This window comes from Shinella sp. WSC3-e, assembly GCF_945994535.1.
GTDB classification, from domain to species: domain Bacteria; phylum Pseudomonadota; class Alphaproteobacteria; order Rhizobiales; family Rhizobiaceae; genus Shinella; species Shinella yambaruensis.
In genome coordinates this window covers 249,488-275,448 of record NZ_OZ000531.1, presented here as the reverse complement: position 1 = coordinate 275,448, position 25,961 = coordinate 249,488, and the positions used below count along the sequence as shown (strand labels likewise).

The following is a 25,961-nucleotide window of genomic DNA, read 5'->3' as shown; positions in this document are numbered from 1 at the left end:
TGAAGTGTCGCGCGGCCCGGCCTTTTGTTGTGTTCTGCGGCCCGCTTTCGGATGCTCCTCGTTTCCGTCCCGTCGGTTCGTCTGCGGGCCCTACTGCCCGATCTCCTTCAGCAACGCATCGGTCGAGACCTGCCGGCAATAGCCTTTGATGGCGCTCAGCGAGGTGTCGTGGCGCTCCTGCGAATAGGTGCCGCAGGCATCGGGCACCAGCGTCACGAGATAGTTGAGGTCGCAGGCATCGCGCACGGCCGATTCCACGCACTGGTCGGTCAGAAGTCCACACAGCACGAGTTGTTTTACGCCGAGGTTGCGCAGGATGTAGTCGATATGGGTGGAGACGAAGACGCTGGACGAGCTCTTCGGGAAGACGATCTCGTCCTCCAGCGGCTCCAGCTCGTCGATGACCTTGCCGTCCCACGAGCCCTTCGGCACGTTGAAGCCGGTGATCTTGTAGTCGAGGCTGCGGTCGCGGCCATCCCTGGTGAGGCTTTCGATCGTGGTGTGCAGCACCTCGATGCCGGCCTTGCGGAAGCCTCCCAGCAGGCGCTGCATGTTCGGGATCGCGACCTCGTGGATGCGCTTGAAATAATAGCCGTATTTTCCCGCGATATCGGCGTCGGACACGTCCTTGAACTCGCCGCCCTCGCGGCGCACGGAAAAGTTCTGCACGTCGATGAAGAGGATGGCGGAGGCGGCCGGATCGAGCGGCACGTCGCGGGTGGTCAGATGGTCAGCGGCCATCAGGCGTTTCCTTCGAGGCTGTCTGCCGCAAGGCGGAGGGGGCCGGCGAGGCGGCCTGCCCATTCCTCCTGCCCGCGGACATCGTTGATGAGATCGTTGCGCACTTCCAGAAGCACATGCGCTATGCCGCGCCGCTCGCCGTGCACCGGGATCGTGTAGTCGGAGATGTCGTCGACGTGATAGGGTGCGTTGAGCTTGACGGTGACGTCCGGATTGGCGGCGCGGAACGTCTGCGCAAGCCGCTCGGCAAGGCGGGCATCGCGGTTGTAGAGCAGGCCGAGCTCGAAGTCCCGCGTCGCGCCCGTCGCGCGCATGACCGGCGTGAAACTGTGCACCGAGACGAGGACGAGCGGCTTTCCCGTCGCCTGCCGCTGGTCGAGAGCCACGGCGATCGCCTCGTGCAGCGGCTGGTGGATTTCCACATAGCGGCGGCGGCGGTCGAGATCCGTGACATCGGCATTCGCCGGCACCGGCGTGCCGTCGCTCTCCCCGACGACGCAATCCTTCGCCTCGAAGGGACGGTTGCAGTCGATGACGAGACGGCTGTAGCGCTGCAGGATGAGGGCGGCGTTAAGGCGATCGGCAAGGCCGCGGGCGACGCCCTCCGCGCCGACGTCATAGGCGATGTGGCGGTCCATCTCCGCGGGAGGAATGCCAAGGTCGCCGAGGGCAGCCGGAATGACACGGCCGGCATGTTCGCAGGTCAGGAAGATCGACGAGGCGCCGGCGGAATTGATCCACTCCACGGGTTCCGGGTCGCCCGCCTGCAGCAATCTGGTCGTATCGCGGTCTGCGAACCTGAGCATGAGATGGGGATCCGCCATGCGCCCGCCGATGCGGGCTTCCATGTTGGGCAGTCAAGGAAATTTTTAGATCATAGTCAATCTAGTTTTTCCATTTGACTAATTTTTTTCATGGCGCGAATATTCGTGCCAACCAGGGGAACGAACGCCAATGAGCGATGGGAAGTCGTCGACGACGATCCGCACGAGGATCCGCGATGCGGCAGCGCAGCTGACCGCCAGCGAGCGCAAGATCGCCAATGCCATTCTTGCCGATTATCCCTTCACGGGCCTCGAAAGCATCCAGGAGCTGGCGGCCAAGACCGGGGTCAGCGCGCCCTCGATCACCCGCTTCGTCAGCAAGATCGGCTGCGGCGGCTTCCAGGACCTGCAGCGCCAGCTGATCACCGAGCTGAAGGAAGGGCAGCGCTCGCCGCTCGACCTGAAATCGAGCCAGAAGCCGGTCGGCCATTCGGAATTCCTGTCGGAATATGTGGCGCGCGTCTCGGCGGTCATGCAGGAGATGACGGCGACGGTGTCGCAGGCGCAGTTCGACATTCTCGCCGACCTGCTTGCCGATCCGGCGCGCAACATCTTCCTGCTCGGCGGGCGCGTCAGCGACAATGTCGCCGCGTTCCTGTCGATCCACCTGCGACAGATCCGCAGCGGCATCTACCACATGTCCGACAATCCGGAAATGTGGCCGGAGCACGTCTTGCGCATGCGCCGGAAGGACGTCGTACTGCTGTTCGATTTCCGGCGCTACCAGCTCAGCCTCGCGCGCCTTGCCGAGACGATCGCCAAGAAGCGTGGCGCGACCATCGTCGTCGTCACCGACAAGTGGATGTCGCCAGCCGCGCGCAGCGCCGACCATATCGTCGCGCTGCCGATCGATGCCGGCACTGCCTGGGATACGGTGGCCGCCGCCATGGCGCTCGTCGAGGCGCTGATCGTTCGCGTCTCGGAGGCCGACTGGGAGGCGACGCAAAAACGCATCAAGGATTGGGACGGCATCCGCTTTTCGATGCCGGGTTATGACCAGATCAACGGGGACGCCGATGAAACGTGAGGAAATGATGGTCGCCTGCTGCGGCGACCTTTCGGGCAAGGTGCGCGGCAAGGCCTTTCCGCTGGCGCAGATGGACAAACGCCTGAAGCGTGGCGTCGGCTGGACGCCGACCAACGTGCAGATCACCTGCTTCGACAACATAGCCGAAAGCCCGTTCGGTTCGCTCGGCGACCTCGTGCTCATTCCCGATCCCGCGACGCGCGTCAGCATCGAGAGCGAGGAGGGGGCGCCGAACGAGAATTTCGTCATCGGCAACATACGCTATACCGATGGCCGGCCGTGGGAGTTCTGCACGCGTTCGATCCTCGAGGCGGCGCTCGATCGTCTGCAAAGGGTGGCGGGCGTCACGCTCTACGGCGCCTTCGAGCACGAGTTCCAGATCAAGCACCTCGTCTCCGATATCGGCAAGGCCTTCACGCTCGGCGGGTTCCAGGAGGAGCGGCACTTCTGCGAGGCGATCATCGCGGCGATGCGGGAGGCGGGCGTGACGCCCGACACCATCCTCAAGGAATTCGGCGCCGGCCAGTTCGAGGTGACGATGGGCCCGCAGAAGGGCGTGACCATCGCCGACCACTCGCTGATCACCCGCGAACTCGTCGGCCTCGTCGCCCGCGAGCTCGGCTACGACCCGACCTTCACGCCGATCCGCGATCCGGCGGGCGTCGGCAACGGCGTGCATGTGCATATGAGCATGCTGGATGCGGCCGGCAATCCCGTCACCCACGATCCGGCCGGCAAGCACGAGCTCTCCGGCGTCGCCGGAAAATTCGTCGCCGGCATCCTGAAATATCTCGATTCGATCATCGCCATCACCGCGCCGAGCGTCGTCTCCTATCTGCGCCTCACCCCGCATCGCTGGAGCGCCGCCTTCAACAATCTCGGTTTCCGTGATCGCGAGGCCTCGGTGCGCATCTGCCCGGTTTCCGACATCAGCGACATCGCCCGTGCGGCCCAGTTCAACTTCGAGTTCCGCGCCGCCGACGGTGCGGCCAACCCGCATCTGGCGCTCGCCGCCATCGTGCATGCCGGCGTGCAGGGCATCGAGGAGGGGCTGGCCGTGCCGGAGGCGACGCAGGAGGACCTTTCGCTGCTGGGCGTCGAGGCGCTGGCCGCGCGCGGTTACGTCCGCCTGCCGCAGACGCTGGAGGCCGCGCTCCAGCGGTTCCGCGGCAATGCGACGGTCTGCGGCTGGTTTCCGGAAGGGTTTGCCGACGTCTACATCAAGCACAAGGAGGGCGAGATCGCCTATCTTGCCGGCAAGACGCAGGCCGAGATCTGCGCCGCCTACGAAAGCGCCTACTAGCCACAAGGCTTTGCGGCGCGGGGAACCACGCAAGGCTCCCCGCGTTCCTTTCGGGTGAATTTGACCTGAAAGGAGAATTTCCATGGTCGCTGCAAGCGAAATTCGTGAACATATGGAAGTCCGCGCCGCCGATGGCCGCCATGTCGGCACCGTCGACCACATGGAAGGCGACAGCCGCATCAAGCTCACCAAGAGCGATTCGAAGGACGGCCAGCACCACCTGATCCCCCTCGACTGGGTCGACCACGTCGATGCCCATGTGCATCTGAACAAGGACGCGCAGGAAGTCGAGCGCCAGTGGTCGGCGATGAACTGATCGTCCCGCCTCTCGGCAGGATCCAAAGCGGTTCGGCGAAATATTCGCCGGGCCGCTTTTCCGTCAGCGCGCCAGCGCGACGTTGACGCCGGCCGCCTTCAGCGCGGCGGAGACATCGCGGGGCGGCGCCTTGTCGGTGAAGAGATCGGTCAGCATGCTGAATTCGCAGACGCGCACCAGCCCCTGCCGGCCGAACTTCGTGTGGTCGGTGACGACGACGGCCCGCTTGCCGCGCGTGACCACGGCGCGCGCGAATTCCGCTTCCTCCAGGTCGTAGTCCATCACGCCGATCGCGGCATCGATCGCGCCCGTGGAAATGACCGCATGGCCGACGGTGAAATGGTTGATGAATTCGATCGCCGAGACGCCGAAGGCCGCGCCATTGTCGCTGCGCAGCTCGCCGCCCGCCATGTAGACCCGGTTGTCGTTGACCGTCGAAAGCGTGCGCGCGATGTCGGAGGAGTTGGTCACGACCGTCAGCCGCCGGTGGCCGAGCAGCTCGCGGGCGAGGTAGCTTGTCGTCGTGCCCGTATCGAGCATGATCGAATCACCGTCGCGGATCGTCGCGGCCATGGCAACGGCGATCGCCTTCTTCGCCTCGCTGTTTTCGCGCATGCGCTTTTCGAAGGGCGCTTCGCCGACCACGGAGGGCAGCGCCACGGCGCCGTGCATCTTCACCACGGTGCCGTTCGTCGTCAGCGGCTTGATGTCCCGCCGCACGGTTTCCAGCGAAACGTCGAGTTTCCTGGCAAGGTCGGCGATCGTCACCGTGCCGTCCTGCTGGAGCAGCCTCAGAATGTCGTTATGGCGTTTGGAGTGGTTCATCGTCGTCATGTCCGCATGCGTTCTCCTGCTTCATAATCCTAGACGGATCATCTGGCAAGAAAGCCGCAAATTCGGTCACAAAGGCAGAAAAAGCCACATTTCAGGATTGACAGCCGCTTTCATCCAGCGTGTGATCTACACTATGCGCAGGCCGACAGATACAAAAGTACGGGGAACGGCATCCGGCGCATCAGAAAGCATCGACTTCAAAGTGCGACCGGGAGATCACGCATGTTTCAACCTATTCGCCTGCCAGGACTGTTCGCCGCGACGCTTTGCCTGTCCGCGGCCTTCACGATTGCGCCCGCGGCGGCGCAGGAATCCACCGATCCGATCAAGCTGACGCTGCACGACTGGACGGGCCAGCTCATCACCACGGAAATCATGGGCGAGGTGCTGAAGAAGGCCGGCTATTCCGTCGAATATGTCCAGGCCGACTATCTCGCGCAGTTCGCGGGCCTGGAGACCGGCGACCTGCACGTCGCCATGGAGATGTGGGAAACCACCGGCCGTGACGCGATGGACGCCGCGACGGCCACCGGCAAGGTCGAGAATTTCGGCGAGACCGGCATGCAGGCCAAGGAAGAGTGGTGGTATCCGGCCTACATGAAGGAGAAATGCCCCGGCCTGCCGAACTGGGAGGCGCTGAAGAGCGAAGCCTGCGCGGAAGCCTTCTCGATCCCCGAGACCGCGCCGAAGGGCCGTTATCTCGGCGGCCCCGTCACCTGGGGCGGTTTCGACGACGAGCGCGTCGAGGCGCTGGACCTGCCCTTCGAGGTGATCCATGCCGGCACGGACGCCGCGCTCTTCGCGGAGCTGGAAAGCGCCTACCAGCGCCAGGCGCCGATCCTGCTGTGGATCTACGCGCCGCACTGGGCGCCGGCCAAATACCAGGGCGAGTGGGTCGAGTTCCCGCCCTATTCGAAGGAATGTTACGAGGACCCGGCGGCCGGTGTGAACCCCGATGCCGCCTACGACTGCGGCAAGCCCTTCGGCCCGATCTGGAAGGTCGGCTGGTCCGGCGTCAAGGACAAGTGGCCGGGCGCCTATGCCGCCATCAAGGCGTTCAGCGTCAACAATGACGAGATGGGGGCGATGATCACCAAGGTGGACCTCGACGGCAAGAAGGTCTCCGAGGTGGTCGCCGAGTGGATGGCGGCGAACGAAGCGCGCTGGTCCGGCTGGATCAAGAAGTAGCGCGCAAGGCCCGGCCCTCCGCCAGCAGGGGAGGCCGGGCGCCTTTCGTGCGGTCCCGTAGGGACCGCGTTTCGATCACGCGACCGGAATGACGATGGCCTCTAGCGAACCGAAACTTGTCTGCCGCGGCGTCTGGAAGATCTTTGGCGCAGGCGGCAGATCCCTGGCCGGCCCTTCGGCCGCGCGGCTGACGAGCGCGGACCTGCGCGCCGCCGGCGCCGTCGGCGCGGTGCGCGACGTCAATATCGAGGTGCGCGAGGGCGAGATCTTCGTCATCATGGGCCTGTCCGGCTCGGGCAAATCGACGCTGGTGCGCTGCCTCTCGCGCCTCATCGAGCCGACCTCCGGCGACATCCTCTTCAACGGCGAGAACCTGCTTGCGGCAAGCGAGGCGCGGATGATCGAGATCCGCCGCCACCAGATGGGCATGGTCTTCCAGCATTTCGCCCTGCTGCCGCACCTCACCGTGCTGGCGAATGTCGCCTTCCCGCTGGAGATCCAGGGCATCGAGCGGGCAGCGCGCGAGGAGCGGGCGCGGCGCATGATCGACCTCGTCGGCCTTACCGGCCGTGAGAACGCCTTCCCGCGCGAGCTGTCCGGCGGCCAGCAGCAGCGCGTCGGCATTGCCCGCTCGCTCGCCGCCGAGCCGGAGCTCTGGTTCCTCGACGAGCCCTTTTCCGCGCTCGACCCGCTGATCCGCCGCGAGATGCAGGACGAGTTCCTGCGCCTGCAATCGGTGCTGAAGAAGACCATCGTCTTCATCACCCACGATTTCGACGAGGCGATCCGCCTTGCCGACCGCATCGCCATCATGAAGGACGGCGAGATCGTGCAGGCGGGCACGCCCGAGGATCTCGTGCTGAACCCGGCGACGCCCTATGTGGCGGAGTTTACGCGCAGCGTCGCCCGGGCCAAGGTCGTCAAGGTGGCCGCCCTGATGCGGCCGCTGAACGGCACGCTGCCGCCGGCCTCGATCCGCGCGAATGCGCCGGTGGCCGAGGCCGCGCCGCTCTTTTCGCGCGGCGCGGAGACGCTTGCCGCCGTCGACGGGACGGGAACGCCCGTCGGCCTCATCGACCGTGCGGCGGTCGTCGACGTGATGATGCGGGGCTGACGACATGGGCGCGTCCTTCCCCGTCCTCCAGCCCGTCTCCGAGCCGATCCCGGAAAACCCGGCCTCGCGCGGTGCGGCGCGGGCGCGCTGGCTGTGGCCGCTCGCGCTCGCCCTCTTCGTCCTCTTCTGGCAGTTCGGCGAGGGCTTTGCGAAATGGGCCTTCTCCTATCCGCGCGCCCTCGAGATCCCGGCGGCGCGCTGGATCGGCAGGGCGACGAAATGGCTGGTGGACGAGGCGAGCTTCGGCCTCTTCACCTTCACGGACCTTACCCGTTTCGTCGCCGATATCATCGACGTTCCCTACCGGGTGGCGCTCGGTCTCCTGTCGAGCGGCCTCCTGTCGGGGCAGGGCTCAAGCGCCGTGCAGCACCTGCCGCCGCTCTCCTGGCTCGCCGTGCTCGCCATCGTCGCGCTGATCGGCCACCATGCCGGCGGCGCGCGGCTTGCCGCGCTCGTCACGGCCTGCTTCGGCTTCCTCGTCATCTTCGGCCAGTGGACGAGCGCCATGGTGACGCTCGCCTCCATCGTCGTCGCCGTGCCGATCGGCGTGGTGGCCGGCCTCCTGCTCGGCCTTGCCGCTTGGCGCTGGCCGTTCTTCGAGCGGATGCTGGTTCCCGTTCTCGATCTCATGCAGACGATCCCGGTCTTCGCCTATCTCGTGCCCGTGCTCGTCTTCTTCGGCTTCGGCCCGACGGCGGCGATCGTCGCGACGCTGATCTATGCCCTGCCGCCGATGGCGCGCGTTACCATCCTCGCCATGCGTTCCGTGCCGGCGGAGATCCGCGACCTCGGCAACATGGTCGGCTGCAGCCGGCGGCAGATGACCTGGAAGGTCATGGTGCCGTCTGCCAAGGACAGCCTGATGGTCGGCGTCAACCAGGTCATCATGCTTTCGCTGAACATGGTCATCATCGCCTCGATGATCGGCGCCGGCGGCCTCGGCTTCGACGTGCTCGCCGCGCTCCGCCGCCTCGATATCGGCGTAGGCCTCGAAGCGGGGCTCGCCATCGTCGCGCTCGCCGTGGCGCTCGACCGGCTGAGCCAGGCCTATGCGGAAAAGGCCGGCCGGCCGGCGGCCGGGATCGCGGCGGGCGGCGGCTTCGTCTCCCGCCATCCCTATCTCGTCGCCGCACTGGCGATCGTCGTCGCGACCTTCCTCGCCGGGCTTGCCGTGCCTGCACTGCAGAGCTTTCCGGAACGCTGGCAGGTCTCCACCGGCACCTTCTGGTCCGAGGTGGTGCGCTGGATCAACGTCAATTTCTTCGACGCGCTGGAGGCGGTCCGCAACGTCATCCTCCTGAACCTCCTCGTCCCCCTGAAGCGGCTGCTCGGCGACCTGCCCTGGGCCGGTGTCGTCGCGCTGCTGGCGCTGGCAGGCTACCGGCTGGGCGGCCTGCGCCTTGCCGCGCTGGTCGGCGTGCTTTCCTTCCTGGTCGCCGCGACCGGGCAATGGGAGAAGGCGATGATCACCGTCTATCTCTGCGGCATCTCCGTCGTCTTCGCCTGCCTCATCGGCGTGCCGCTCGGCATCCTGGCGGCCGAGCGCGCGCGGTTGTGGCGCTGGCTCCAGCTCGTCATCGACACGCTGCAGACGCTGCCGTCCTTCGTCTATCTCATGCCCGTCGTCATGCTCTTCCGCGTCGGCGATTTCACCGCGATGATCGCTGTCGTCGCCTATGCCGTCGTGCCGGCGATCCGCTACACGGTGCTGGGTCTCCAGCGCGTCGATCCGCGCGTGGTGGAGGCGGGCCGCGCCATGGGCTGCACACAGGGACAGATCCTCGCCAAGATCAAGCTGAAGCTGGCGCTGCCGGAAATCCTGCTCGGCCTCAACCAGACGATCATGTTCGCCCTCTCCATGCTGGTCATCACCGCACTGGTCGGCACGCGCGATCTCGGGCAGGAGGTCTATATCGCGCTCACCAAGGCCGACACGGGCCGCGGTATCGTCGCCGGCCTCTCGATCGCCTTCATCGCCATCATCGCCGACCGGCTGATTTCCGCCGGTGCGAACCGCATCCGCGAGAGGATGAGCTGATGGAGGGCCATGTCGAGCTCAGCCGCGCCGTCGAGGATCGCATCCGCGCTCTGCCCTGCTGGGCGGGCCGCATCGAGATCGCGCCGCTGAAGGGCGGCATCAGCAACGAGAGCTATCTCGTCGGCGATGCGGCGGGGCGCCATGTCGTGCGCTTCGGCCGGGACTACCCTTTCCATCATGTCTTCCGCGAGCGGGAGCTGATGACGGCGCGGGCGGCCCATGCGGCCGGCTTCGGCCCGGAGGTGCGCTACGCCGAGCCCGGTGTCATGGTCTCGGCCTTCCTCGGCGCGAAGACATTCGGCGCCGCGGATGTCGCCGCCGAGCGGCGGCGCGTGGCGGACCTGCTGCGCCGGTTCCACGACGAGATGCCGCAGGAGGTGAGCGGCGCCGCCTTCCTCTTCTGGCCCTTCCATGTGGTGCGCGACTATGCCCGCACGCTGCGGGAGGGCGGCAGCCGCATGAAGCCGCACCTTCCGGGTTACCTCGCGCTCGCCGAGGAGCTGGAGGCGGCACAGGCGCCGCTGCCGATCGTCTTCGCGCACAACGACCTGCTGCCGGCCAACATCCTCGACGACGGCGCAAGGCTCTGGCTGATCGACTTCGAATATGCCGGCTTCTCCACCGCCATGTTCGATCTTGCCGGCGCCACCTCCAATGCCGGGCTTTCGCCCGACGAGGCGGAGAATTTCCTCGCCGCCTATTTCGCCGGCGCGCCCGCCCCGGCGATCCTTCGCTCGCATGCCGCCATGCAATGCGCCTCGCTGCTGCGCGAGGCGATGTGGAGCATGGTCTCCGAACTTCATCTGACAGCGCCCGGCGCCGACTATGTCGGCTACACCGCCGAAAATCTCGATCGTCTCGACAGGGCGCTCGACCATTACAGAACAAAATACGGGAAACACGCCAAATGACCCTGCCATCCCATGCTGAGATCGTTGTCATCGGCGGCGGCATCATCGGCTGCTCGACGGCCTATCATCTCGCCCGCGACCACAAGGCGAACGTGATGCTCCTGGAGCAGGGCACGCTGACCTCGGGCTCGACCTGGCATGCGGCCGGCCTCGTCGGCCAGCTCCGCTCCTCGGCGTCGATCACCCGGGTGCTGAAATATTCCGTCGATCTCTACAAGGGCCTCGAAGCCGAGACGGGCCTTGCGACCGGCTGGAAGATGACGGGATGCCTGCGGCTTGCCACCAACCAGGACCGCTGGACGGAATTCCGCCGCCTCGCCACCACGGCCAAGAGCTTCGGCATGGACATGCACCTCCTGACGCCGCAGGAGGTCAAGGCCATGTGGCCGCTGATGGAGGTCGGCGACCTCGTCGGCGCAAGCTGGCTGCCGACCGACGGCCAGGCGAGCCCCTCGGACATCACCCAGTCGCTCGCCAGGGGCGCGCGCATGCATGGTGCGACGATCGTCGAGAACGTGCGTGTCACGGGCTTCGACATCGAGGACGGCCGTATCCGCCGCGTGCGCACGACGCGCGGCGACATCGCCTGCGAAAAGGTGGTCAACTGCGCCGGCCAGTGGGCGCGGCAGGTGGGCGCGATGGCCGGCATCAACGTGCCGCTGCAGCCGGTCAAGCACCAGTATATCATCACGGAAACCGTGCCGGGGCTCGCCACCGATGCGCCGACGATCCGCGATCCCGACCGCCGCACCTATTTCAAGGAGGAGGTCGGCGGGCTCGTCATGGGCGGCTACGAGCCGAACCCGCAGCCCTGGACGACCGGCGACGTGCCGGACGAGTGGGCCTACCGGCTCTTCGACGACGATTTCGACCATTTCGAGCAGCATATGGTGGAGGCGATCGCTCGCGTGCCGGCGCTGGAGAAGGTCGGCGTCAAGCAGATGATCAACGGGCCGGAGAGCTTTACGCCCGACGGCAACTTCATCCTCGGCGTGGCGCCGGAATGCAGCAACATGTTCGTCGGCGCGGGCTTCAACGCCTTCGGCATCGCCTCGGGTGGCGGGGCGGGCTGGGTGCTGGCGCAATGGGTGATCGACGGCGAGGCGCCGCTCGATCTCTGGGTGGTCGATATCCGCCGCTTTGCCGGCATGCATCGCGACCGGCAATGGGTGCTCGACCGCACGCTGGAGGCCTACGGCAAGCACTACACGATCGGCTTTCCGCACGAGGAATACGAGAGCGGCCGCCCGCGCGTTGTCTCGCCGCTCTACGAGCGGCTGAAGGCGCATGGCGCGGTGTTCGGCTCCAAGCTCGGCTGGGAGCGGCCGAACTGGTTCGCGCCGAAGGGCATGGAGGCGCGGGACGTCTATTCGATGGGAAGGCAGAACTGGTTCTCGATGGTCGGCGACGAGCACCGCCATGTGCGCGAGGCCGTCGGCATCTTCGACCAGTCCTCCTTCGCCAAATACGAGATGACGGGGCCGGACGCGCTGAAGGCGCTCGACTGGATCTGCGCCAACGATGTCGGCAAGCCAGTGGGGCGGTTGACCTATACGCAGCTTCTCAACAGCCGCGGCGGCATCGAGGCGGACCTGACGGTGGCGCGGCTCGCCGAGGAGAAATTCTACATCGTGACCGGCACGGGCTTCCGAACCCATGACCTCGGCTGGATCACGGATCATCTTCCCGGCGGCCTCGACGTGACGCTCAGCGACGTGACTGAGGATTTCGGCACGCTGTCGCTGATGGGGCCGAAGGCGCGCGATGTTCTGGCCGCGCTTGCCGATGCCGATGTCTCCAATGCCGGCTTCCCCTTCGGCCATGTGCGGGAGATCGTGCTTGCCGGCCATGTCGTGCGGGCGCTGCGTGTCACCTATGTCGGCGAGCTCGGCTGGGAGCTGCATGTGCCGATCGAGGCCATCGGCACGGTCTTCGATGCGTTGATGACGGCCGGCGCCCCGTTCGGTATCCGCCCGGTCGGTTATCGCGCGCTGGAATCGCTGCGCCTCGAAAAGGGGTATCGCGCCTGGGGTTCGGACATCACGCCGAACGACACGCCCTTCGATGCCGGCCTCGGCTGGGCGGTGAAGCTGCGCAAGAACACCGATTTCCTCGGCCGCCGGGCGCTGGAGGCCCTGCAGGGCGAAAAGCGCAAGAAGGCGCTGGCCGGTTTCACGGTCGACAATCCGGACATCGTGCTCGTCGGCCGCGAGACGATCCTGCGCAACGGCGAGCCCGTCGGCTACCTCACCAGCGGCGGCTATGGCTATACGCTCGGCAAGAATGTCGGCTACGGCTACGTGCGCCGCGCCGAGGGTGTGGACGACGATTTCCTGACGGGCGGCGACTACGAGCTCGTCGTCGCCATGGAACGCACGCCGGCGAAGATCCACCTCGAACCGCTCTACGACCCGGCCGGTGCGCGTGTGAAAGCCTGATCCTGCGGCAGGGAAGGCCTCCGGGCTTTCCGGATCGAAGAATCCATAGTATACCCCCCTATATTATGGATTCGAAAGGCGATCCCGCATGAGCCACACCATCCAGCAGAAGGACAAGCTGATCGCCCGGGTGCGCCGCATCCGCGGCCAGATCGAGGGCATCGAACGCGCGCTGGAAGGCGAGGCGGGCTGTGCGGAGATCATGCGCCAGCTCGCCTCCGTGCGCGGCGCGCTCGGCGGCCTGACGGCGGAAGTGATGGAGGACCATCTGCGCCATCACGTGATGGAAGCCGAGACGAAGGCGGACTGTCTTCAAGGCGGCGAGGAGCTGATCGGGGTCATCCGGACCTACATGAAATAGCGCAGGTCCCGCAGCAGGGCGAAGCAGCCTTGCCGTGGGCGCTGCCGAGGGTATTCGGCCCCGCCTGCCGCAACGAAAGGGAGTCCCATGGCAAACGATACGACGGCAAGGCCAACCCACGACCACGTCTTCCTCGGCGCCGACCACAGCCGCAACGAGCGCAGGGTCTGGCTCGTCATCGCGCTGACCGCCGGCATGATGGTGGCGGAAATCGTCGCGGGCACGATCTACGGCTCGATGGCGCTGGTGGCGGACGGCTGGCACATGTCCACCCATGCCGGCGCCATGCTGATCGCGGCGCTCGCCTATTCCTATGCGCGGCGCCATGCGCGCGATCCGCGCTTCACCTTCGGCACGGGCAAGCTCGGCGATCTCGCGGGCTTTGCCAGCGCCATCGTCCTCGCCTTCATCGCCCTGCTCATCGGCTGGGAAAGCGTCCTGCGCCTTGCCGATCCGGTCGAGATCCATTTCGGCCAGGCGATCGCCGTGGCCGTCGCCGGCCTTGCGGTCAACCTTGCCAGCGCCTGGCTGCTGCGGGACGACCATGCACATCACCACCACGGCCATCACGGTCACGGCCATGGCGGCCATCATCATGACCACCATGACGATCATCACCACGACGGCCACGATCACCACCATGCGCACGACCACCCGCATTCGGCGCGTGACAACAATCTTCGCGCCGCCTACCTGCATGTGCTGGCGGATGCGCTGACCTCCATCCTTGCCATCGTCGCGCTGCTGCTCGGCCGGAGCTACGGCTGGCTCTGGGCCGATCCGGTGATGGGCGTCGTCGGGGCGCTGGTCATCGTCCGCTGGTCGTGGAGCCTCATCCGCGAGGCGGGCGGTGTGCTGATCGACGTGGTGCCGGAGGGCGGGGCGCTGGCGGAGGATATCCGCACGGTGCTGGAACGCGGCGACGAGCACATCACCGACCTGCATGTCTGGCAGGTCGGCCCCGGCCATCACGCGGCGATCGTCTCGCTCTCATCCCCGCACCCGAAGGCGCCGTCCGACTACAAGGCGCGGCTTGCCCATCTCGGCGGGCTGTCGCATGTGACGGTCGAGGTGCAGCCGGCCTGACCGGGGCCCTGCCTCAGGCGTGGCGCAGCACCTTCAGCACCACGCCGCGGCTCGGCACGGTGCCCGTCTCGCCGGGCATCGAGACATAGGGCGCGGTCTCCTCTGTCCGCGCGAGGATGCCCTCGCGCTCCAGGGCCGCCAGCCGGTCGGAAAAACCGTCGTTCCACAGCGTGTTCTTCACCGTCAGGACGAGGACGCCGCCCGGCCGCGTGATGCGGATGAGTTCCGGCAGGCCCTCGACGCCGACATGGCCCGACGTGAACACGCCGGCCGAGACGATGCCGGCGAAGTGCCCGTCCGGGAAGGGCAGGGGATTGCCGAGGGCGGCGCGGTGCAGGGCGGCATAGACGGCCTTCGCCGCCGCCCGCTGGAGCATGCCCTCGGAAATGTCGAGGCCCTCGACATGGGCATAGCCGAGGATCGCCAGCCATTCGCCGATGAGCCCGGTGCCGGCGCCTGCATCGAGCAGGGGCGCGGCGCCGCGCGGCAGGTGGCGCGTGAGGAGCGCGAGGCAGATCGATGGATGGCGGTAGCCGGCGCTCGCCATGTCGGCGTCGTAGGTCTCCGCCCAGCCGTCGTAGAGGGCCGCGACCTCCTCCGTGCCGCTTGCATTGTAGACCGCGCCGAGTGCACCCTCATGATGTCCGTTTGCCATGGCCTTCCCTCATGTTTTGATGATGATAGCGAAAGGCTGAAATCTGTGAAACCGTCGCGGACGGCCAAAAGGAGGTGTTCATGAGCGAAGAGCGGCAGGCCCTGGATGCAATCGCGAAAATTCCCCTTCTGGAAGGCTATGACGGACCGGTGGAACGGCTCGGCGGCCTCACCAATCTCGTCTTCCGCGTCCGCGATTGGTGCCTGCGCGTGCCCGGCAGGGGCACGGAGGAATATATCGACCGCGGCAACGAGGCCGTTGCGGCGCGGGAAGCGGCGCGCGTCGGCGTGGGGCCGGAGGTCTTTCACGCGGATGCGGCGACCGGATTGATGGTCACCCGTTTCATTCCCGGCGCGACGACGATGACGCCGGAGGGCTTCAAGGCCGTTTCCGGCGCGCCGGCGCGGGCGGGCGAGGCCTTCCGGCGCCTGCACGACAGCGGCGCGATCTTCCCTGCGCGCTTCGAGCTCTTCGCCATGATCGACGAGTACTTTGCCGTGCTCTCCACCAAGGATGTCGCCCTGCCGGAAGGCTATCACGAGGGGCTGCGCGAGGCGGAAACGGTGCGCGCCGCGCTCGCCGCCCACCCGCTGCCCGTCGTCGCCTGCCATTGCGATCCGCTCTGCGAGAACTTCCTCGATACGGGAGACCGCATGTGGATCGTCGACTGGGAATATTCCGGCATGAACGACCCGATGTGGGACCTCGGCGATCTCTCTGTCGAGGCGGAGTTCGACCGACAGCAGGAGGAGGCGATGATCCGCGCCTATTTCGGCGGCGAGCCGAAACCGGCCGAGCGCGGCCGCATCGTCATCTACAAGGCGATGTGCGATCTGCTCTGGACGCTCTGGGGGCTGATCCAGCTTGCGAACGGCAACCCGGCCGCCGATTTCCGGGCCTATGCGGACGGACGCTTTGTCCGCTGCCGCGCGCTGATGGCCGATCCGGTCTTTGCCGCGTCGGTGGCGGCCGTCGCGAAGGGATGAAAGATATTTCAGTCGTCGGGCTTGATTTCATGATTTGGGTATGAAATATATTTCATTATCTGAATTATATTGACACTCCCTTTGCTTTGCGATTAGCTGCCCATACCGGACTTCAAGGAGGAATTCCGGTCTTCACGAGATAGCGGCGTCGGAACGACGCCCACGGGCTTTTTGGGAGGGGCTTTCGCCCCGGAGGAGGATACTTGCGCACTTTTCTGACGACGACCGCGTTGGCGGTCCTTGCGACGACGCTTTTTGCCGGTTCCGCGGCGGCTGAGACGGAGAACCCGTTCCGCTGCAAGCCGGGCGAGAAATACGTCATGAATGTCATGGTCTCGGGCGTCGAATACTGGTTCCCGGTCTATGAGATGTTCAAGCAGGCCGGCCAGCAGCTCGGCTGCGAGACGGAATATACCGGCACGCCGGAATATGACGTCAACAAGCAGATCGCCACCTTCGACCAGGCGTTGGCGCAGAACCCGGCCGGCATTCTCGTCCACCCGATGAACTCCGACCCGTTCATCGAGCCGATCAACCGCGCCATCGACCAGGGCACGGCGGTCGTGACCTTCGCCGCCGACTCGCCGCTTTCCAAGCGCGTGTCCTTCATCACCTCCGACAACACCCGCGAAGGCACCTATGCGGCCGACGCGATCGCCGAGAAGATGGGCGGCAAGGGCGAGTATGCGGTGCTCGAAAACCCCGGCCAGGACAACCACGACAAGCGCATCGCCGCCTTCATCGCCCGCATGGAGGAGAAGTGGCCGGACATGAAGCTCGTCGGCCGCGCCGCCTCCAACCAGGATCCGACCAAGGCCTATCAGGGTCTTTCCAGCATCATCCAGGCCAACCCGAATCTCGGCGCGGTCTTCATGCCGGAAGCCAATTCCGCCATCGGCGCGGCGCAGGCCAACAAGGAAGCCGGCGGCAAGGTTCTCGTCATGTGCGCGGACGTCAACGCCAACATCCTCGACATGATCAAGGCCGGCGAGGTGTTCGGCTCGATCAACCCGAACCAGGGCATGCAGGGCTATATGGGCTTCATGCTGCTGTGGCTCGCCAAGCATCCGGAACTGATCGACCCGATGAACGACGCCAAGCGCTCGGGCTTCAACCCGATGAGCATCCCGGTCGTCGACAACGGCCTGTCCATCGTGACGGCGGAAAACGCCGACGATTTCTACTGGGACAAGTACCTGAAGCGTCGCGGCACCAAGGGTATCGAGGAGTAGTATCGGCGGCTCATGCCTTTGGCCGCTTCCACCGTGGCACCCCCCTCTGCCCTGCCGGGCATCTCCCCCTCAAAGGGGGAGATCGGCAAGACGGAGGGCGGTGCTCACATCGAAACGGCCGACGATGGGCAAAGTGCTTCCCCCCATCTGATCTCCTCCCTTGAGGTGGAGATGCCCGGCAGGGCAGAGGGGGGAAGCTATGGACGACGATCTGGAAGGAAAGACGATGGCGGAGCCGGTGCTCACCATTCATGGCGTGACCAAGCATTTCGGGGCGGTGAAGGCGTTGACCGAGGTCGACTTCACACTGGAACGCGGCGAGGTCCATGCGCTCTGCGGCGAGAACGGTGCCGGCAAGTCGACGCTGATGAACATCATCGCCGGCGTCCTGCAGCCGACCGAGGGCGAGATCCGCGTCGACGGCAAGGCCGTGCGCATCGCATCCCCTGCCGCCGCCCAGGCGCTCGGCATCGGCCTCGTCCACCAGGAGATCGCGCTCTGCCCGGATGCGAGCGTGGCGGAAAACATGTTCATGGCCGCCACCAACCGCCGTCGCTCGCCCTTCATGAATTACCGCGCCCTGGAGCGCGATGCGCAGGCCGTGATGAACCGCCTTGCCGCCATCGACGTCCGCCGCAAGGTGGCGGACCTGCCGATTTCCAGCCAGCAGCTCGTCGAGATCGCCAAGGCGCTGACGCTCGACTGCCGCGTGCTGATCCTCGACGAACCCACTGCCGCGCTCACCGAAACCGAGGCGCAGCAACTCTTCTCCATCATCCGCGACCTCAAGGCGAACGGCATCTCGATCATCTATATCAGCCACCGCATGGCCGAGATTTTCTCGCTCTGCGACCGCGTGACCGTTTTCCGCGACGGGCGCTATGTCTGTACCGACCGAATCGCCGACATCACGCCGGATGACGTCGTGCGCCGCATGGTGGGACGCGAGATCACCCAGCTCTATCCGGACAAACTCGATACGGAGCCGGGCGCAACGATCCTCGAAGTCGATGACCTCGGTGACGGCGACCGTTTCCACGACGTCGGTTTCACCCTGCGCAAGGGCGAGATCCTCGGCATCGGCGGCCTCATCGGCTCCGGCCGTACGGAGATCGCCGAGGGTATCTGCGGGCTGCGGCCGCACACCGCCGGCACGGTGCGCCTGCATGGCGCGGCGCAGGCGATCCGCGCCTATGCGGATGCGGTGAAGGCCGGCATCGTCTACCTCTCCGAGGACCGCAAGGGATCGGGCGTTTTCCTCGACCTTTCCATCGCGCAGAACATCTCCGTCCTGGACCTGAAATCGCTGACGGGTCCGCTCGGCCTGCTCGACCGCCGCGCCCAGGCGGCGCTGGCGGAGGACTTTGCGAAGCGCCTCGCCGTGCGCATGGGCGGCATCGACGCGCCGGTAAAATCGCTCTCCGGCGGCAACCAGCAGAAGGTGGCCATCGCCAAGCAGCTCGCGGTCAAGCCGAAGGTTATCCTGATGGACGAGCCGACGCGCGGCATCGATGTCGGCGCGAAGACCGAAATTCACCGCCTGCTGCGCGAGCTTGCGCGCGCGGGCATCGGCATCGTCGTCATATCATCGGAAATGCCGGAGCTGCTCGGGCTCTGCGACCGCGTGCTCGTCGTCCGGGAGGGACGCATCGCGGGAGAACTCGGCGCAAAGGAGATGACGGAGGAGGCCGTGATCCGGCTCGCTTCGGGCCTGGGCACGGCAAGGGCGGCGAACCATGCCGCGTGAGAAGAAACTGGGAGAGACGGGAATGGCAATCGACACGATGGCGGCGGGCACGCCGAAGACATCGTCCTTCAGGCGCCTCGGCACCATGCGCGAGGCCGGGCTGATCGCGATCATCCTCGCGCTCTGCGTGATCATGAGCTTCGCCTCGCCGCACTTCCTGACGCTCGGCAACTTCCGCGCCATGCTGATGAGCTTCTCGGTGGAAGGCATCGTCGTCGTCGGCATGACGATCCTCTTGATCGTCGGCGGCATCGACCTTGCGGTCGGCTCCGTCGTCTGCTTCGCGATGGTGCTGTCCGGCTCGCTGTTCCTGGCCGGGCTCGATCCGTGGACGGCCTCGCTGATCGGCATCCTCGCCTCGAGCGCCATCGGCGCCGCCATGGGCTTCTTCGTGACGGTCGTCGGCCTCAACCACTTCATCACGTCTCTGGCAGCCATGGTGATCGTGCGCGGCCTCTGCCTCATCATCACCAAGGGCACGCCGCTCTCGCTCTTCACGCTGCCGGCCGGCTTCAAGGCGGTGGGGCAGGGCACCTTCCACGGCGTGCCCTATGTCATCCTGATCTTCGTCGCCGTCGTCATCCTGTTCGATTTCCTGCTGCGCCGGGCGACCGCCTTCCGCAAGGTCTTCTACACCGGCAGCAACGAGAAGGCCGCGCTCTATTCCGGCATCAAGACCAACCAGGTGAAGTTCTGGGTGACGGTGCTGTGCTCGACGCTCGCCGGTGTCGCAGGCGTCATCTACATGTCCCGCTTCGGCGCGGCGACGCCCACCTTCGGCGTCGGCATGGAGCTCAACATCATCGCGGCAGCGGTGATCGGCGGGGCCTCGCTCAATGGCGGTTCGGGCACCATCCTCGGCGCCATCCTCGGCATCGCGCTGCTCTCGGTCGTCACCTCCTCGCTGATCCTGCTCAATGTCTCAGTCTACTGGCAGGACATGATCAAGGGCTGCATCCTGCTCGCCGCCGTCTCGATCGACCATTTCCTGCACAAGCGGAAGGCCGCCTGACATGCCGATCGCCAAGTTGAAACCCAAGACCACGGCGCCGCGCGAAGAGATCGTGATCGCCCGCCAGATGCACCAGGCGCTCGTGCTGCACTTCCTGGAAGGCCTGACGCAGGCGCAGATCGCCGACCGGCTCGGCCTGTCGCACGCCACCGTCAACCGCCTCATCAAGCGCGGTCGCCAGCTCGGCCTCGTCGAGATCAAGATCAAGTCGCCGGTCGAGCCGCTGGTCGACATGGAGGAGCGGCTTCTGGCGCTCGGCGGCATCAGCCGCGCCGTCGTGGTGCCGACCGTCTCCGACAATCCGCAGACCGCCCTGCAGGCGGTGGGGGAGGCCGCCGCCCGCCTGCTGCTCGAAGAGATCGCCGATGGCGACACGATCTGCATCACCGGCGGCAAGGGCGTCAGCGCCGTCGTCGCCGGCCTGCAGGCGCCGCGCCGCTTTGATGTCGAGGTCATCCCCGCGACGGGCTGCGTGCAGGGAAAACACTATACGGACGTCAACCATGTCTCGACGCTGATGGCCGAACGGCTCGGCGGGCGCTCCTACCAGATCCACGCGCCGCTCTTTGCCGACGATGCCGAGCAGCGGGAAATGCTGATGAACATGCGTTCCGTCGCCGACGTCTTCCAGCGGGCCCGCGAGGCGAAGGTGGCCGTCGTCGGCATCGGCTCGATCCTCAGCCCGGACTCGACCTATTACGACCTGCATCCCTCGTCGAGCGAGGACCGCAAGGCCATCGAGCATTCCGGCGCGAGCTCGGAACTTCTCGCCCATCTGCTCGATGGCGAAGGCAGGCTCTGCGACTACAGCCTCAACCGCGCGCTGGTCTCGCTGACGCTTCCGGAATTCGCCTCGATCCCGACGAAGATCGGCGTCGCGAGCGGCTTCAACAAGGCCGGCTCCATCCTCAGCGTCCTGCGCGGCGATCATCTCGACACGCTCGTCACCGACGAGGCGACCGGCGCGCGCATTCTTGAACTGGCATCCGAAGAAGGGATTTCCGCATGAGCGGCGAACAATTGATCCGCGACATCGGGCGCTCCGGCGTCAAGGCCTCGGCCGTCGGCCTCGGCACCTGGGCGATCGGCGGCTGGATGTGGGGCGGCACGGACGAGGCGCAATCCATCGCCGCCATAGAGGCCTCGCTCGACGCCGGCGTGACACTCATCGACACGGCGCCCGCCTATGGCCTCGGCCGCGCGGAGGAGATCGTCGGCAAGGCCATCGCCGGGCGCCGCGACAAGGCCATCATCGCCACGAAATGCGGCCTCGTCTGGCACACGCAGAAGGGCAGCCACTTCTTCGACCAGGACGGCAGGCCGGTCCATCGCTATCTCGGCCGGGACGCGATCGTCCACGAGGTGGAGGAGAGCCTGCGCCGGCTCGGCACGGACTATATCGACCTCTACATCACCCACTGGCAGGACGCGACGACGCCGATCGCCGAGACGGTTGCGGTGCTGGAAGAGCTGAAGACGGCCGGCAAGATCCGCGCCATCGGCGCGAGCAATGTCAACCGGTCGGAGCTCGAACAGTACATTGAGACCGGATCGCTCGACGCGATCCAGGAGCGGTTCAGCATGATCGACCGCAGGATCGAGGCGGACCTGCTGCCGCTCACCGTTCGAAACGGCGTGGCGACGCTCAGCTATTCCTCGCTGGCGCTCGGCCTGCTCTCCGGCACGATCGGCCCGGACCGCGTGTTCTCCGGCGACGACCAGCGCAAGGACAATCCGCGCTTCTCCGTCGCCAACCGGCAGAAGGCCAAGGCCTTTTCCGACGCCATCCGCCCCGTCGCCGAGCGCCATGAGGCCAGCATCGCCCAGGTCGTGATCGCCTGGACGCTGGCGCAGGAGGGCGTGACCTTCGCGCTCTGCGGCGCGAGGAACCCGGCGCAGGCGCTCGACAATGCGCGGGCCGGCACGCTGCGGCTTGCGACGGACGATCTGGCGGCCATCGACACCGCCATTACGGCGCACCTCGTCTCCATGGACGGATAACGGACTGCCATCATGAACCGGAAACAGACATTGGACGGGCTGCGCCGGAGCCCGAAGGTGGACGTATGCGTCCTCGGCGGCGGCATCAACGGGCTCAGCGTCTTTCGCGAGCTGGCGCTGCAGGGCGTCGACGTGCTCCTCGTCGAGAAGGCCGACTATTGTTCCGGTGCGAGCGCCGCCCTCTCGCGCATGGTGCACGGGGGTCTGCGCTATCTCGAAAACGGCGAGTTCAGCCTCGTCAGGGAATCCCTCGTCGAGCGCGACCGTCTCTTGCGCAATGCGCCGCACTATGTCGCGCCGCTGCCGACCGCGGTGCCGATTTTCGGCATCTTCTCCGGCCTTGCCAACGGCATCGTCCGCTTCCTCGGCCTCACCCGCCGCCCCAGCCGCCGCGGCGCGATCGCCATCAAGGCGGGGCTCGGCATCTATGATTTCCTGACGCGCGAGCGGGCGCTGATGCCGAAGCACCAGTTCCGCAGCCGTAGCGCGACACTCGAAAAATGGCCGGCGCTCAACCCGGCGATCCGCAATTCGGCAACCTACTACGACGCCTGGGTCAGCCATCCCGAGCGCCTCGGCATCGAGGTGCTGCGTGACGGCCTTTCCGGCGGAGAGCAGGCCCGGGCGCTCAACTATGCGACGATCGAGGCGACCGGCGGCGGGCGCTACAGGCTGCACGACGGCCTCACCGGCGAGGCGCTGGCCCTTCAGCCGCGGCTCATCGTCAACGCGACCGGCGGCTGGGTCGACATCGCCAATGCCAGCCTCTTTCCCGCGGACAGCCGGCCCGAACCGCTGATGGGCGGCACCAAGGGCTCGCATCTCATCATCGACAATCCCGCGCTGCGCGACATGCTCGACGGCCACATGATCTATTACGAGAACGAGGACGGGCGCATCTGCATCCTCTTCCCCTATCTCGGCAAGGTGCTGGTCGGCTCGACGGATATCCGCGTCGACGATCCCGGCACGGTGCGCTGCGAGGCGGACGAGCGGGACTACATCCTGCAATCGCTCGCCTTCGTGCTGCCGGGCATCCGCATCCGCCCGGAGGAGATCGTTTTCCAGTTTTCCGGCGTGCGCCCGCTGCCGGCGAGCAAGGACAGCTTTACCGGCCGCATCCCGCGCGACCACTTCTGCACCGTTCTCGAAGGGCGCGACGGCGGGCCGCCGGTGCTGTGCATGATCGGCGGCAAATGGACGACGTTCCGCTCCTTCGGCGAACTTTCCGCCGATATGGCGCTCGACCGGCTCGGCCTGCCGCGCCGCATCGACACGGCGGATCGTCCGCTCGGCGGCGGGCGGGACTATCCGGAGGACGGCGACGGCTGGGCACGGGCGCTCTCGGCCTCGACGGGCCTTTCCCCGGAACGGGCCGCGACGCTGTTTGCCCGCTACGGCACGGATGCGCGCGACATCGCCCTTTTCATCGCCGCCGGGCCGGATCATCCCATGCCCCATCCGGCCTACAGCGCCCGCGAACTTCTCTGCCTCATCCGCTGCGAAGCGGTCGAGCATCTGGACGATTTGCTCCTGCGCCGCACCGCGCTTGCCATTACCGGCGAGCTTTCGCTCGCCATGATGGAGGCCGCGCTCGACGTGCTGGCTGCCGAAAAAGGCTGGCCCGCGGCGCGCAGGGCCGAGGAGCGGTGCCGTTTTCTGACCCTCCTGCGCGAGCGCCACGGCGTCGCGGAGGAAACCCTTTCCGCACGGAACGAACAAAGGAGTGATGTATGCGAGACAACCGCAAGGTCCGGATGAACCGGCTGTTCGGCAACGGCCGTTGCCTGGACGTGGCGATCGATCACGGCGTGTGCAACGAGCCGTCCTTCCTCGACGGGCTGGAGGACATGCCGGCCGTGGTGAAGGCGCTGGTCGATGCGAGGCCCGACGCGATCCAGATGAACTACGGCCAGGCCGACCTGTTGCAGGGGCTTTCCGGCAAGGACAAGCCCGCCCTCGTCATGCGCATCGACATGGGCAATCCCTATAACCGCATCCGCCATCGCGACATGTGGGCCGTGCTGCAGAACGAGGCGGAACCGCTTATCGGCGCGCTGGAGATGGATGCGGCCTGCGTGGTGGTCAATCTCTTCATGCTGCCGGACGAGCCCGACCTCTTCCGCCAGTGCGTGCAGAACATCGCGCGCGTCCGGGCGGATTGCGAGAAATACGGCATGCCGCTGATGATCGAGCCGCTCGTCATGCAGCCCGTCACGGAGCGCGGCGGCTACATGGTCGACGGCGATACGGAGAAGATCGTCACCCTGACGCGGCTTGCCCGCGAGATGGGCGCCGACATCGTCAAGGCGGACCCGACCACCAATGCGGAGGATTTCCACCGCGTCGTCGAGGCGGCGCGCTGCCCGGTCCTCGTGCGCGGCGGCGGCAAGGAGGACCTTCGCGCGGTCTTCGACAAGTCCGCGGCCTTGATGCGGCAGGGCGCGGTGGGCATGGTCTATGGACGCAACATCTACCAGCACGCCAATCCGAGCGCCGTGGTGCGGGGCCTGATGGCGATCATCCATGCGGATGCGAGCGGCGAAGAGGCTTTCGCGCTCTACCGGCAGGGATAGGGTGAAACGAACCTTGGGAGGGGTTCAGCATGATGGATTATCTGTTGGGGCTCGATGCCGGAAACACCGTGATCAAGGCGGTGATCTTCGACCGGACGGGCCGGGAGCTGGCGCATGCGGGCGAGGAGGGCCATAGCCGCATGCCGAGCCCCGGCCATGTCGAGCGCGATCTCGGCGAACTCTGGGCCAATGCGCGGCACGTCATCCACACCTGCCTCGACAAGGCGGGCATTGCGGCCGGCGACATCGCCGCCATCGGCTGCGCCGGCCACGGCAACGGGCTCTATGCGCTCGACCGGGCGGGCGAGCCGCTCATCGGCATCCAGTCGCTCGACACGCGGGCGACCGGCCTCGTCGAGGCGTGGCTGGCCGAGGGTGTCGGCGACCGGACCTATCCGATCGCCCGCCAGCGCCCCTGGCCGTCGCAGACGCCGACCCTGCTCGCCTGGCTGAAGCGTTACAGGCCGGAGCTCTTCCAGCGCATCGGCACGGTGTTCTTCTCCAAGGATTTCGTCGTCAACCGCCTGACGGGCCAGCGCGTCAGCGAGGTCTCCGACATGTCCGGCGCCGGCCTCATCGACCTTGCCGCCCGCCGCTACGACCGGGCGCTGATGGAGGCCTATGGCCTCGGCGACTGCATGGACCTCCTGCCGCCGCTCATCGAAAGCGCCGACATTGCCGGGCGGGTGACGGCGGCGGTGGCGGAAGAGACCGGCCTTGCCGCCGGCACGCCCGTCATCGGCGGGCTCTTCGACGTCGTCGCCTCGGCGCTCGGTTCGGGCGTCTCGCGCACCGGCAGCGCCTCGATCATCGCCGGCACCTGGAGCATCAACCAGGTCGTCATCGACGGCCCGGATCTCGACGGTCCCGTCTTCATGTCCTCGACCTTCGACCGGACCCGCTACATGGCGATGGAAAACAGCGCCACCTCGGCGGCCAATCTCGAATGGCTGGTGCGGGAGTTCTTCGAGGGCGACCACGCGGCGGAAATCTCGCCCTTCGACGCGTGCTGCGCGCATGCCGCGGCGGTCGACCCCGCGGCGGACGATCCGCTCTACCACCCCTATCTCTACGGTGCCCAGCAGGACGGCCATGCGCGGGCGGGCTTCTACGGCATTGCCGGCTGGCACACCAAGGGGCATCTGGTCCGCGCGCTGCTCGAAGGCGTCGCCTTCGGCCACCGCCAGCATGTCGAGGCGATCCGCAAGGCCGGGGCGACCTTCGAGGAGGCGGTGCTTTCGGGCGGCGGCTCGCGCAGCACGCTGTGGCCGCAGATCTTCGCCGACGTGCTCGGCGTGCCGGTCTCCGTCGCCGTCTCGCGCGAGACGGGTGCGCTCGGCGCGGCGATCGCGGCGGGCACCGGGGTCGGCCTCTTTTCCGATTTCACCGACGGCGCCAATGCCATGGTGCGGACCGACCGGCACTACAGGCCGAACGGCGCGCTGTCGGCCCATTACGACCGGCGCTACGCCCTCTACAGGGACATCGGCGAGGCCATGACGCCGCTGTGGCGGCGGCTCACGGCGTCCCGGGACATGGCAGCAGGAGTTGCAGCGTGACCATCCATGGAG

At 66.5% G+C, this 25,961-nt stretch carries 23 protein-coding genes; 19 read left to right on the top strand and 4 right to left on the bottom strand.

The window, feature by feature from the left end; all coding sequences use genetic code 11:
* Window positions 1–90 precede the first annotated feature (90 nt).
* Window positions 91–741 (bottom strand): isochorismatase family cysteine hydrolase, encoded by a 651-nt coding sequence (locus tag AABF56_RS24460; RefSeq protein WP_272807824.1) that lies wholly within the window; start codon window positions 739–741, stop codon window positions 91–93.
* Complete coding sequence (locus tag AABF56_RS24455) at window positions 741–1,547, bottom strand: N-formylglutamate amidohydrolase (RefSeq protein ID WP_272807825.1); 807 nt, start codon at window positions 1,545–1,547, stop codon at window positions 741–743. The genes AABF56_RS24460 and AABF56_RS24455 overlap by 1 nt, the downstream gene beginning before the upstream one ends.
* A 148-nt stretch (window positions 1,548–1,695) precedes the next feature.
* On the opposite strand from AABF56_RS24455, the gene AABF56_RS24450 reads away from it, so the two are divergent.
* The 3 genes from AABF56_RS24450 (at window position 1,696) to AABF56_RS24440 (ending at window position 4,211) form a co-directional block, all read left to right on the top strand.
* On the top strand, window positions 1,696–2,592 hold the full coding sequence (locus tag AABF56_RS24450) for a MurR/RpiR family transcriptional regulator (protein ID WP_244766474.1): 897 nt from the start codon (window positions 1,696–1,698) through the stop codon (window positions 2,590–2,592).
* Complete coding sequence (locus AABF56_RS24445) at window positions 2,582–3,895, top strand: glutamine synthetase family protein (RefSeq protein ID WP_272807826.1); 1,314 nt, start codon at window positions 2,582–2,584, stop codon at window positions 3,893–3,895. The genes AABF56_RS24450 and AABF56_RS24445 overlap by 11 nt, the downstream gene beginning before the upstream one ends.
* 82 nt (window positions 3,896–3,977) lie before the next feature.
* Window positions 3,978–4,211, top strand: coding sequence for a DUF2171 domain-containing protein (locus tag AABF56_RS24440; protein ID WP_244766476.1), 234 nt, complete (start codon window positions 3,978–3,980; stop codon window positions 4,209–4,211).
* A 63-nt stretch (window positions 4,212–4,274) separates the two neighbouring features.
* On the opposite strand, the gene AABF56_RS24435 is transcribed toward AABF56_RS24440, so the two are convergent.
* On the bottom strand, window positions 4,275–5,036 hold the full coding sequence (locus tag AABF56_RS24435) for a DeoR/GlpR family DNA-binding transcription regulator (RefSeq protein WP_272808145.1): 762 nt from the start codon (window positions 5,034–5,036) through the stop codon (window positions 4,275–4,277).
* Window positions 5,037–5,267: 231 nt separating this feature from the next.
* Between AABF56_RS24435 and AABF56_RS24430 the strand changes: the two genes are divergently transcribed.
* The 7 genes from AABF56_RS24430 (at window position 5,268) to dmeF (ending at window position 14,181) form a co-directional block, all read left to right on the top strand.
* Window positions 5,268–6,233 (top strand): ABC transporter substrate-binding protein, encoded by a 966-nt coding sequence (locus tag AABF56_RS24430; RefSeq protein ID WP_272807827.1) that lies wholly within the window; start codon window positions 5,268–5,270, stop codon window positions 6,231–6,233.
* Between the two features lie 94 nt (window positions 6,234–6,327).
* Entirely contained in the window at window positions 6,328–7,347 is a 1,020-nt protein-coding gene (locus AABF56_RS24425; RefSeq protein ID WP_272807828.1) for a quaternary amine ABC transporter ATP-binding protein, read from the top strand.
* 4 nt (window positions 7,348–7,351) lie between these two features.
* On the top strand, window positions 7,352–9,385 hold the full coding sequence (locus tag AABF56_RS24420) for an ABC transporter permease (protein ID WP_272807829.1): 2,034 nt from the start codon (window positions 7,352–7,354) through the stop codon (window positions 9,383–9,385).
* Complete coding sequence (locus AABF56_RS24415) at window positions 9,385–10,296, top strand: choline/ethanolamine kinase family protein (protein WP_272807830.1); 912 nt, start codon at window positions 9,385–9,387, stop codon at window positions 10,294–10,296. Before AABF56_RS24420 ends, AABF56_RS24415 begins: the two co-directional genes overlap by 1 nt.
* Window positions 10,293–12,734 carry a GcvT family protein gene (locus AABF56_RS24410; RefSeq protein ID WP_272807831.1) on the top strand — a complete coding sequence of 814 codons (2,442 nt, stop codon included), beginning with the start codon at window positions 10,293–10,295 and terminating at the stop codon, window positions 12,732–12,734. The genes AABF56_RS24415 and AABF56_RS24410 overlap by 4 nt, the downstream gene beginning before the upstream one ends.
* Window positions 12,735–12,822: 88 nt before the next feature.
* Window positions 12,823–13,095, top strand: coding sequence for a metal/formaldehyde-sensitive transcriptional repressor (locus AABF56_RS24405; protein WP_064332969.1), 273 nt, complete (start codon window positions 12,823–12,825; stop codon window positions 13,093–13,095).
* 87 nt (window positions 13,096–13,182) lie between these two features.
* Complete coding sequence (gene dmeF, locus AABF56_RS24400) at window positions 13,183–14,181, top strand: CDF family Co(II)/Ni(II) efflux transporter DmeF (RefSeq protein ID WP_272807832.1); 999 nt, start codon at window positions 13,183–13,185, stop codon at window positions 14,179–14,181.
* Between the two features lie 13 nt (window positions 14,182–14,194).
* On the opposite strand, the gene AABF56_RS24395 is transcribed toward dmeF, so the two are convergent.
* Window positions 14,195–14,836 (bottom strand): class I SAM-dependent DNA methyltransferase, encoded by a 642-nt coding sequence (locus AABF56_RS24395; protein ID WP_272807833.1) that lies wholly within the window; start codon window positions 14,834–14,836, stop codon window positions 14,195–14,197.
* 80 nt (window positions 14,837–14,916) lie between these two features.
* Between AABF56_RS24395 and AABF56_RS24390 the strand changes: the two genes are divergently transcribed.
* The 9 genes from AABF56_RS24390 (at window position 14,917) to AABF56_RS24350 (ending at window position 25,949) form a co-directional block, all read left to right on the top strand.
* Window positions 14,917–15,822 (top strand): phosphotransferase family protein, encoded by a 906-nt coding sequence (locus AABF56_RS24390; RefSeq protein WP_272807834.1) that lies wholly within the window; start codon window positions 14,917–14,919, stop codon window positions 15,820–15,822.
* A 203-nt stretch (window positions 15,823–16,025) separates the two neighbouring features.
* Window positions 16,026–17,054 carry a substrate-binding domain-containing protein gene (locus AABF56_RS24385; protein WP_133034068.1) on the top strand — a complete coding sequence of 343 codons (1,029 nt, stop codon included), beginning with the start codon at window positions 16,026–16,028 and terminating at the stop codon, window positions 17,052–17,054.
* 226 nt (window positions 17,055–17,280) lie between these two features.
* Entirely contained in the window at window positions 17,281–18,801 is a 1,521-nt protein-coding gene (locus AABF56_RS24380; RefSeq protein ID WP_272808146.1) for a sugar ABC transporter ATP-binding protein, read from the top strand.
* Between the two features lie 22 nt (window positions 18,802–18,823).
* Window positions 18,824–19,813, top strand: coding sequence for an ABC transporter permease (locus tag AABF56_RS24375; protein ID WP_272807835.1), 990 nt, complete (start codon window positions 18,824–18,826; stop codon window positions 19,811–19,813).
* 1 nt (window position 19,814) lies between these two features.
* Window positions 19,815–20,822 (top strand): sugar-binding transcriptional regulator, encoded by a 1,008-nt coding sequence (locus AABF56_RS24370; RefSeq protein ID WP_272807836.1) that lies wholly within the window; start codon window positions 19,815–19,817, stop codon window positions 20,820–20,822.
* Window positions 20,819–21,814 (top strand): aldo/keto reductase, encoded by a 996-nt coding sequence (locus AABF56_RS24365; RefSeq protein WP_272807837.1) that lies wholly within the window; start codon window positions 20,819–20,821, stop codon window positions 21,812–21,814. The genes AABF56_RS24370 and AABF56_RS24365 overlap by 4 nt, the downstream gene beginning before the upstream one ends.
* A gap of 12 nt (window positions 21,815–21,826) precedes the next feature.
* A complete protein-coding gene (locus AABF56_RS24360) occupies window positions 21,827–23,575 on the top strand; it encodes a glycerol-3-phosphate dehydrogenase/oxidase (protein ID WP_272807838.1) in 1,749 nt (582 codons plus the stop codon).
* Window positions 23,548–24,390, top strand: a complete 843-nt coding sequence (locus tag AABF56_RS24355) for a class I fructose-bisphosphate aldolase (RefSeq protein ID WP_272807839.1) — start codon at window positions 23,548–23,550, stop codon at window positions 24,388–24,390. The genes AABF56_RS24360 and AABF56_RS24355 overlap by 28 nt, the downstream gene beginning before the upstream one ends.
* 29 nt (window positions 24,391–24,419) lie before the next feature.
* A complete protein-coding gene (locus AABF56_RS24350) occupies window positions 24,420–25,949 on the top strand; it encodes an FGGY-family carbohydrate kinase (protein WP_272807840.1) in 1,530 nt (509 codons plus the stop codon).
* Window positions 25,950–25,961: the final 12 nt, after the last annotated feature.

Coding starts and splice junctions, on each gene's coding strand:
- AABF56_RS24375 (WP_272807835.1), top strand. CDS start 18,824: ATGGCAATCGACACGATGGCGGCGGGCACGCCGAAGACATCGTCCTTC.
- AABF56_RS24425 (WP_272807828.1), top strand. CDS start 6,328: ATGGCCTCTAGCGAACCGAAACTTGTCTGCCGCGGCGTCTGGAAGATC.
- AABF56_RS24455 (WP_272807825.1), bottom strand. CDS start 1,547: ATGCTCAGGTTCGCAGACCGCGATACGACCAGATTGCTGCAGGCGGGC.
- AABF56_RS24355 (WP_272807839.1), top strand. CDS start 23,548: ATGCGAGACAACCGCAAGGTCCGGATGAACCGGCTGTTCGGCAACGGC.
- AABF56_RS24435 (WP_272808145.1), bottom strand. CDS start 5,036: ATGAACCACTCCAAACGCCATAACGACATTCTGAGGCTGCTCCAGCAG.
- AABF56_RS24365 (WP_272807837.1), top strand. CDS start 20,819: ATGAGCGGCGAACAATTGATCCGCGACATCGGGCGCTCCGGCGTCAAG.
- AABF56_RS24450 (WP_244766474.1), top strand. CDS start 1,696: ATGAGCGATGGGAAGTCGTCGACGACGATCCGCACGAGGATCCGCGAT.
- AABF56_RS24430 (WP_272807827.1), top strand. CDS start 5,268: ATGTTTCAACCTATTCGCCTGCCAGGACTGTTCGCCGCGACGCTTTGC.
- AABF56_RS24370 (WP_272807836.1), top strand. CDS start 19,815: ATGCCGATCGCCAAGTTGAAACCCAAGACCACGGCGCCGCGCGAAGAG.
- AABF56_RS24380 (WP_272808146.1), top strand. CDS start 17,281: ATGGCGGAGCCGGTGCTCACCATTCATGGCGTGACCAAGCATTTCGGG.
- AABF56_RS24415 (WP_272807830.1), top strand. CDS start 9,385: ATGGAGGGCCATGTCGAGCTCAGCCGCGCCGTCGAGGATCGCATCCGC.
- AABF56_RS24445 (WP_272807826.1), top strand. CDS start 2,582: ATGAAACGTGAGGAAATGATGGTCGCCTGCTGCGGCGACCTTTCGGGC.
- AABF56_RS24350 (WP_272807840.1), top strand. CDS start 24,420: ATGATGGATTATCTGTTGGGGCTCGATGCCGGAAACACCGTGATCAAG.
- AABF56_RS24395 (WP_272807833.1), bottom strand. CDS start 14,836: ATGGCAAACGGACATCATGAGGGTGCACTCGGCGCGGTCTACAATGCA.
- AABF56_RS24440 (WP_244766476.1), top strand. CDS start 3,978: ATGGTCGCTGCAAGCGAAATTCGTGAACATATGGAAGTCCGCGCCGCC.
- AABF56_RS24460 (WP_272807824.1), bottom strand. CDS start 741: ATGGCCGCTGACCATCTGACCACCCGCGACGTGCCGCTCGATCCGGCC.
- AABF56_RS24405 (WP_064332969.1), top strand. CDS start 12,823: ATGAGCCACACCATCCAGCAGAAGGACAAGCTGATCGCCCGGGTGCGC.
- AABF56_RS24390 (WP_272807834.1), top strand. CDS start 14,917: ATGAGCGAAGAGCGGCAGGCCCTGGATGCAATCGCGAAAATTCCCCTT.
- AABF56_RS24360 (WP_272807838.1), top strand. CDS start 21,827: ATGAACCGGAAACAGACATTGGACGGGCTGCGCCGGAGCCCGAAGGTG.
- AABF56_RS24410 (WP_272807831.1), top strand. CDS start 10,293: ATGACCCTGCCATCCCATGCTGAGATCGTTGTCATCGGCGGCGGCATC.
- dmeF (WP_272807832.1), top strand. CDS start 13,183: ATGGCAAACGATACGACGGCAAGGCCAACCCACGACCACGTCTTCCTC.
- AABF56_RS24420 (WP_272807829.1), top strand. CDS start 7,352: ATGGGCGCGTCCTTCCCCGTCCTCCAGCCCGTCTCCGAGCCGATCCCG.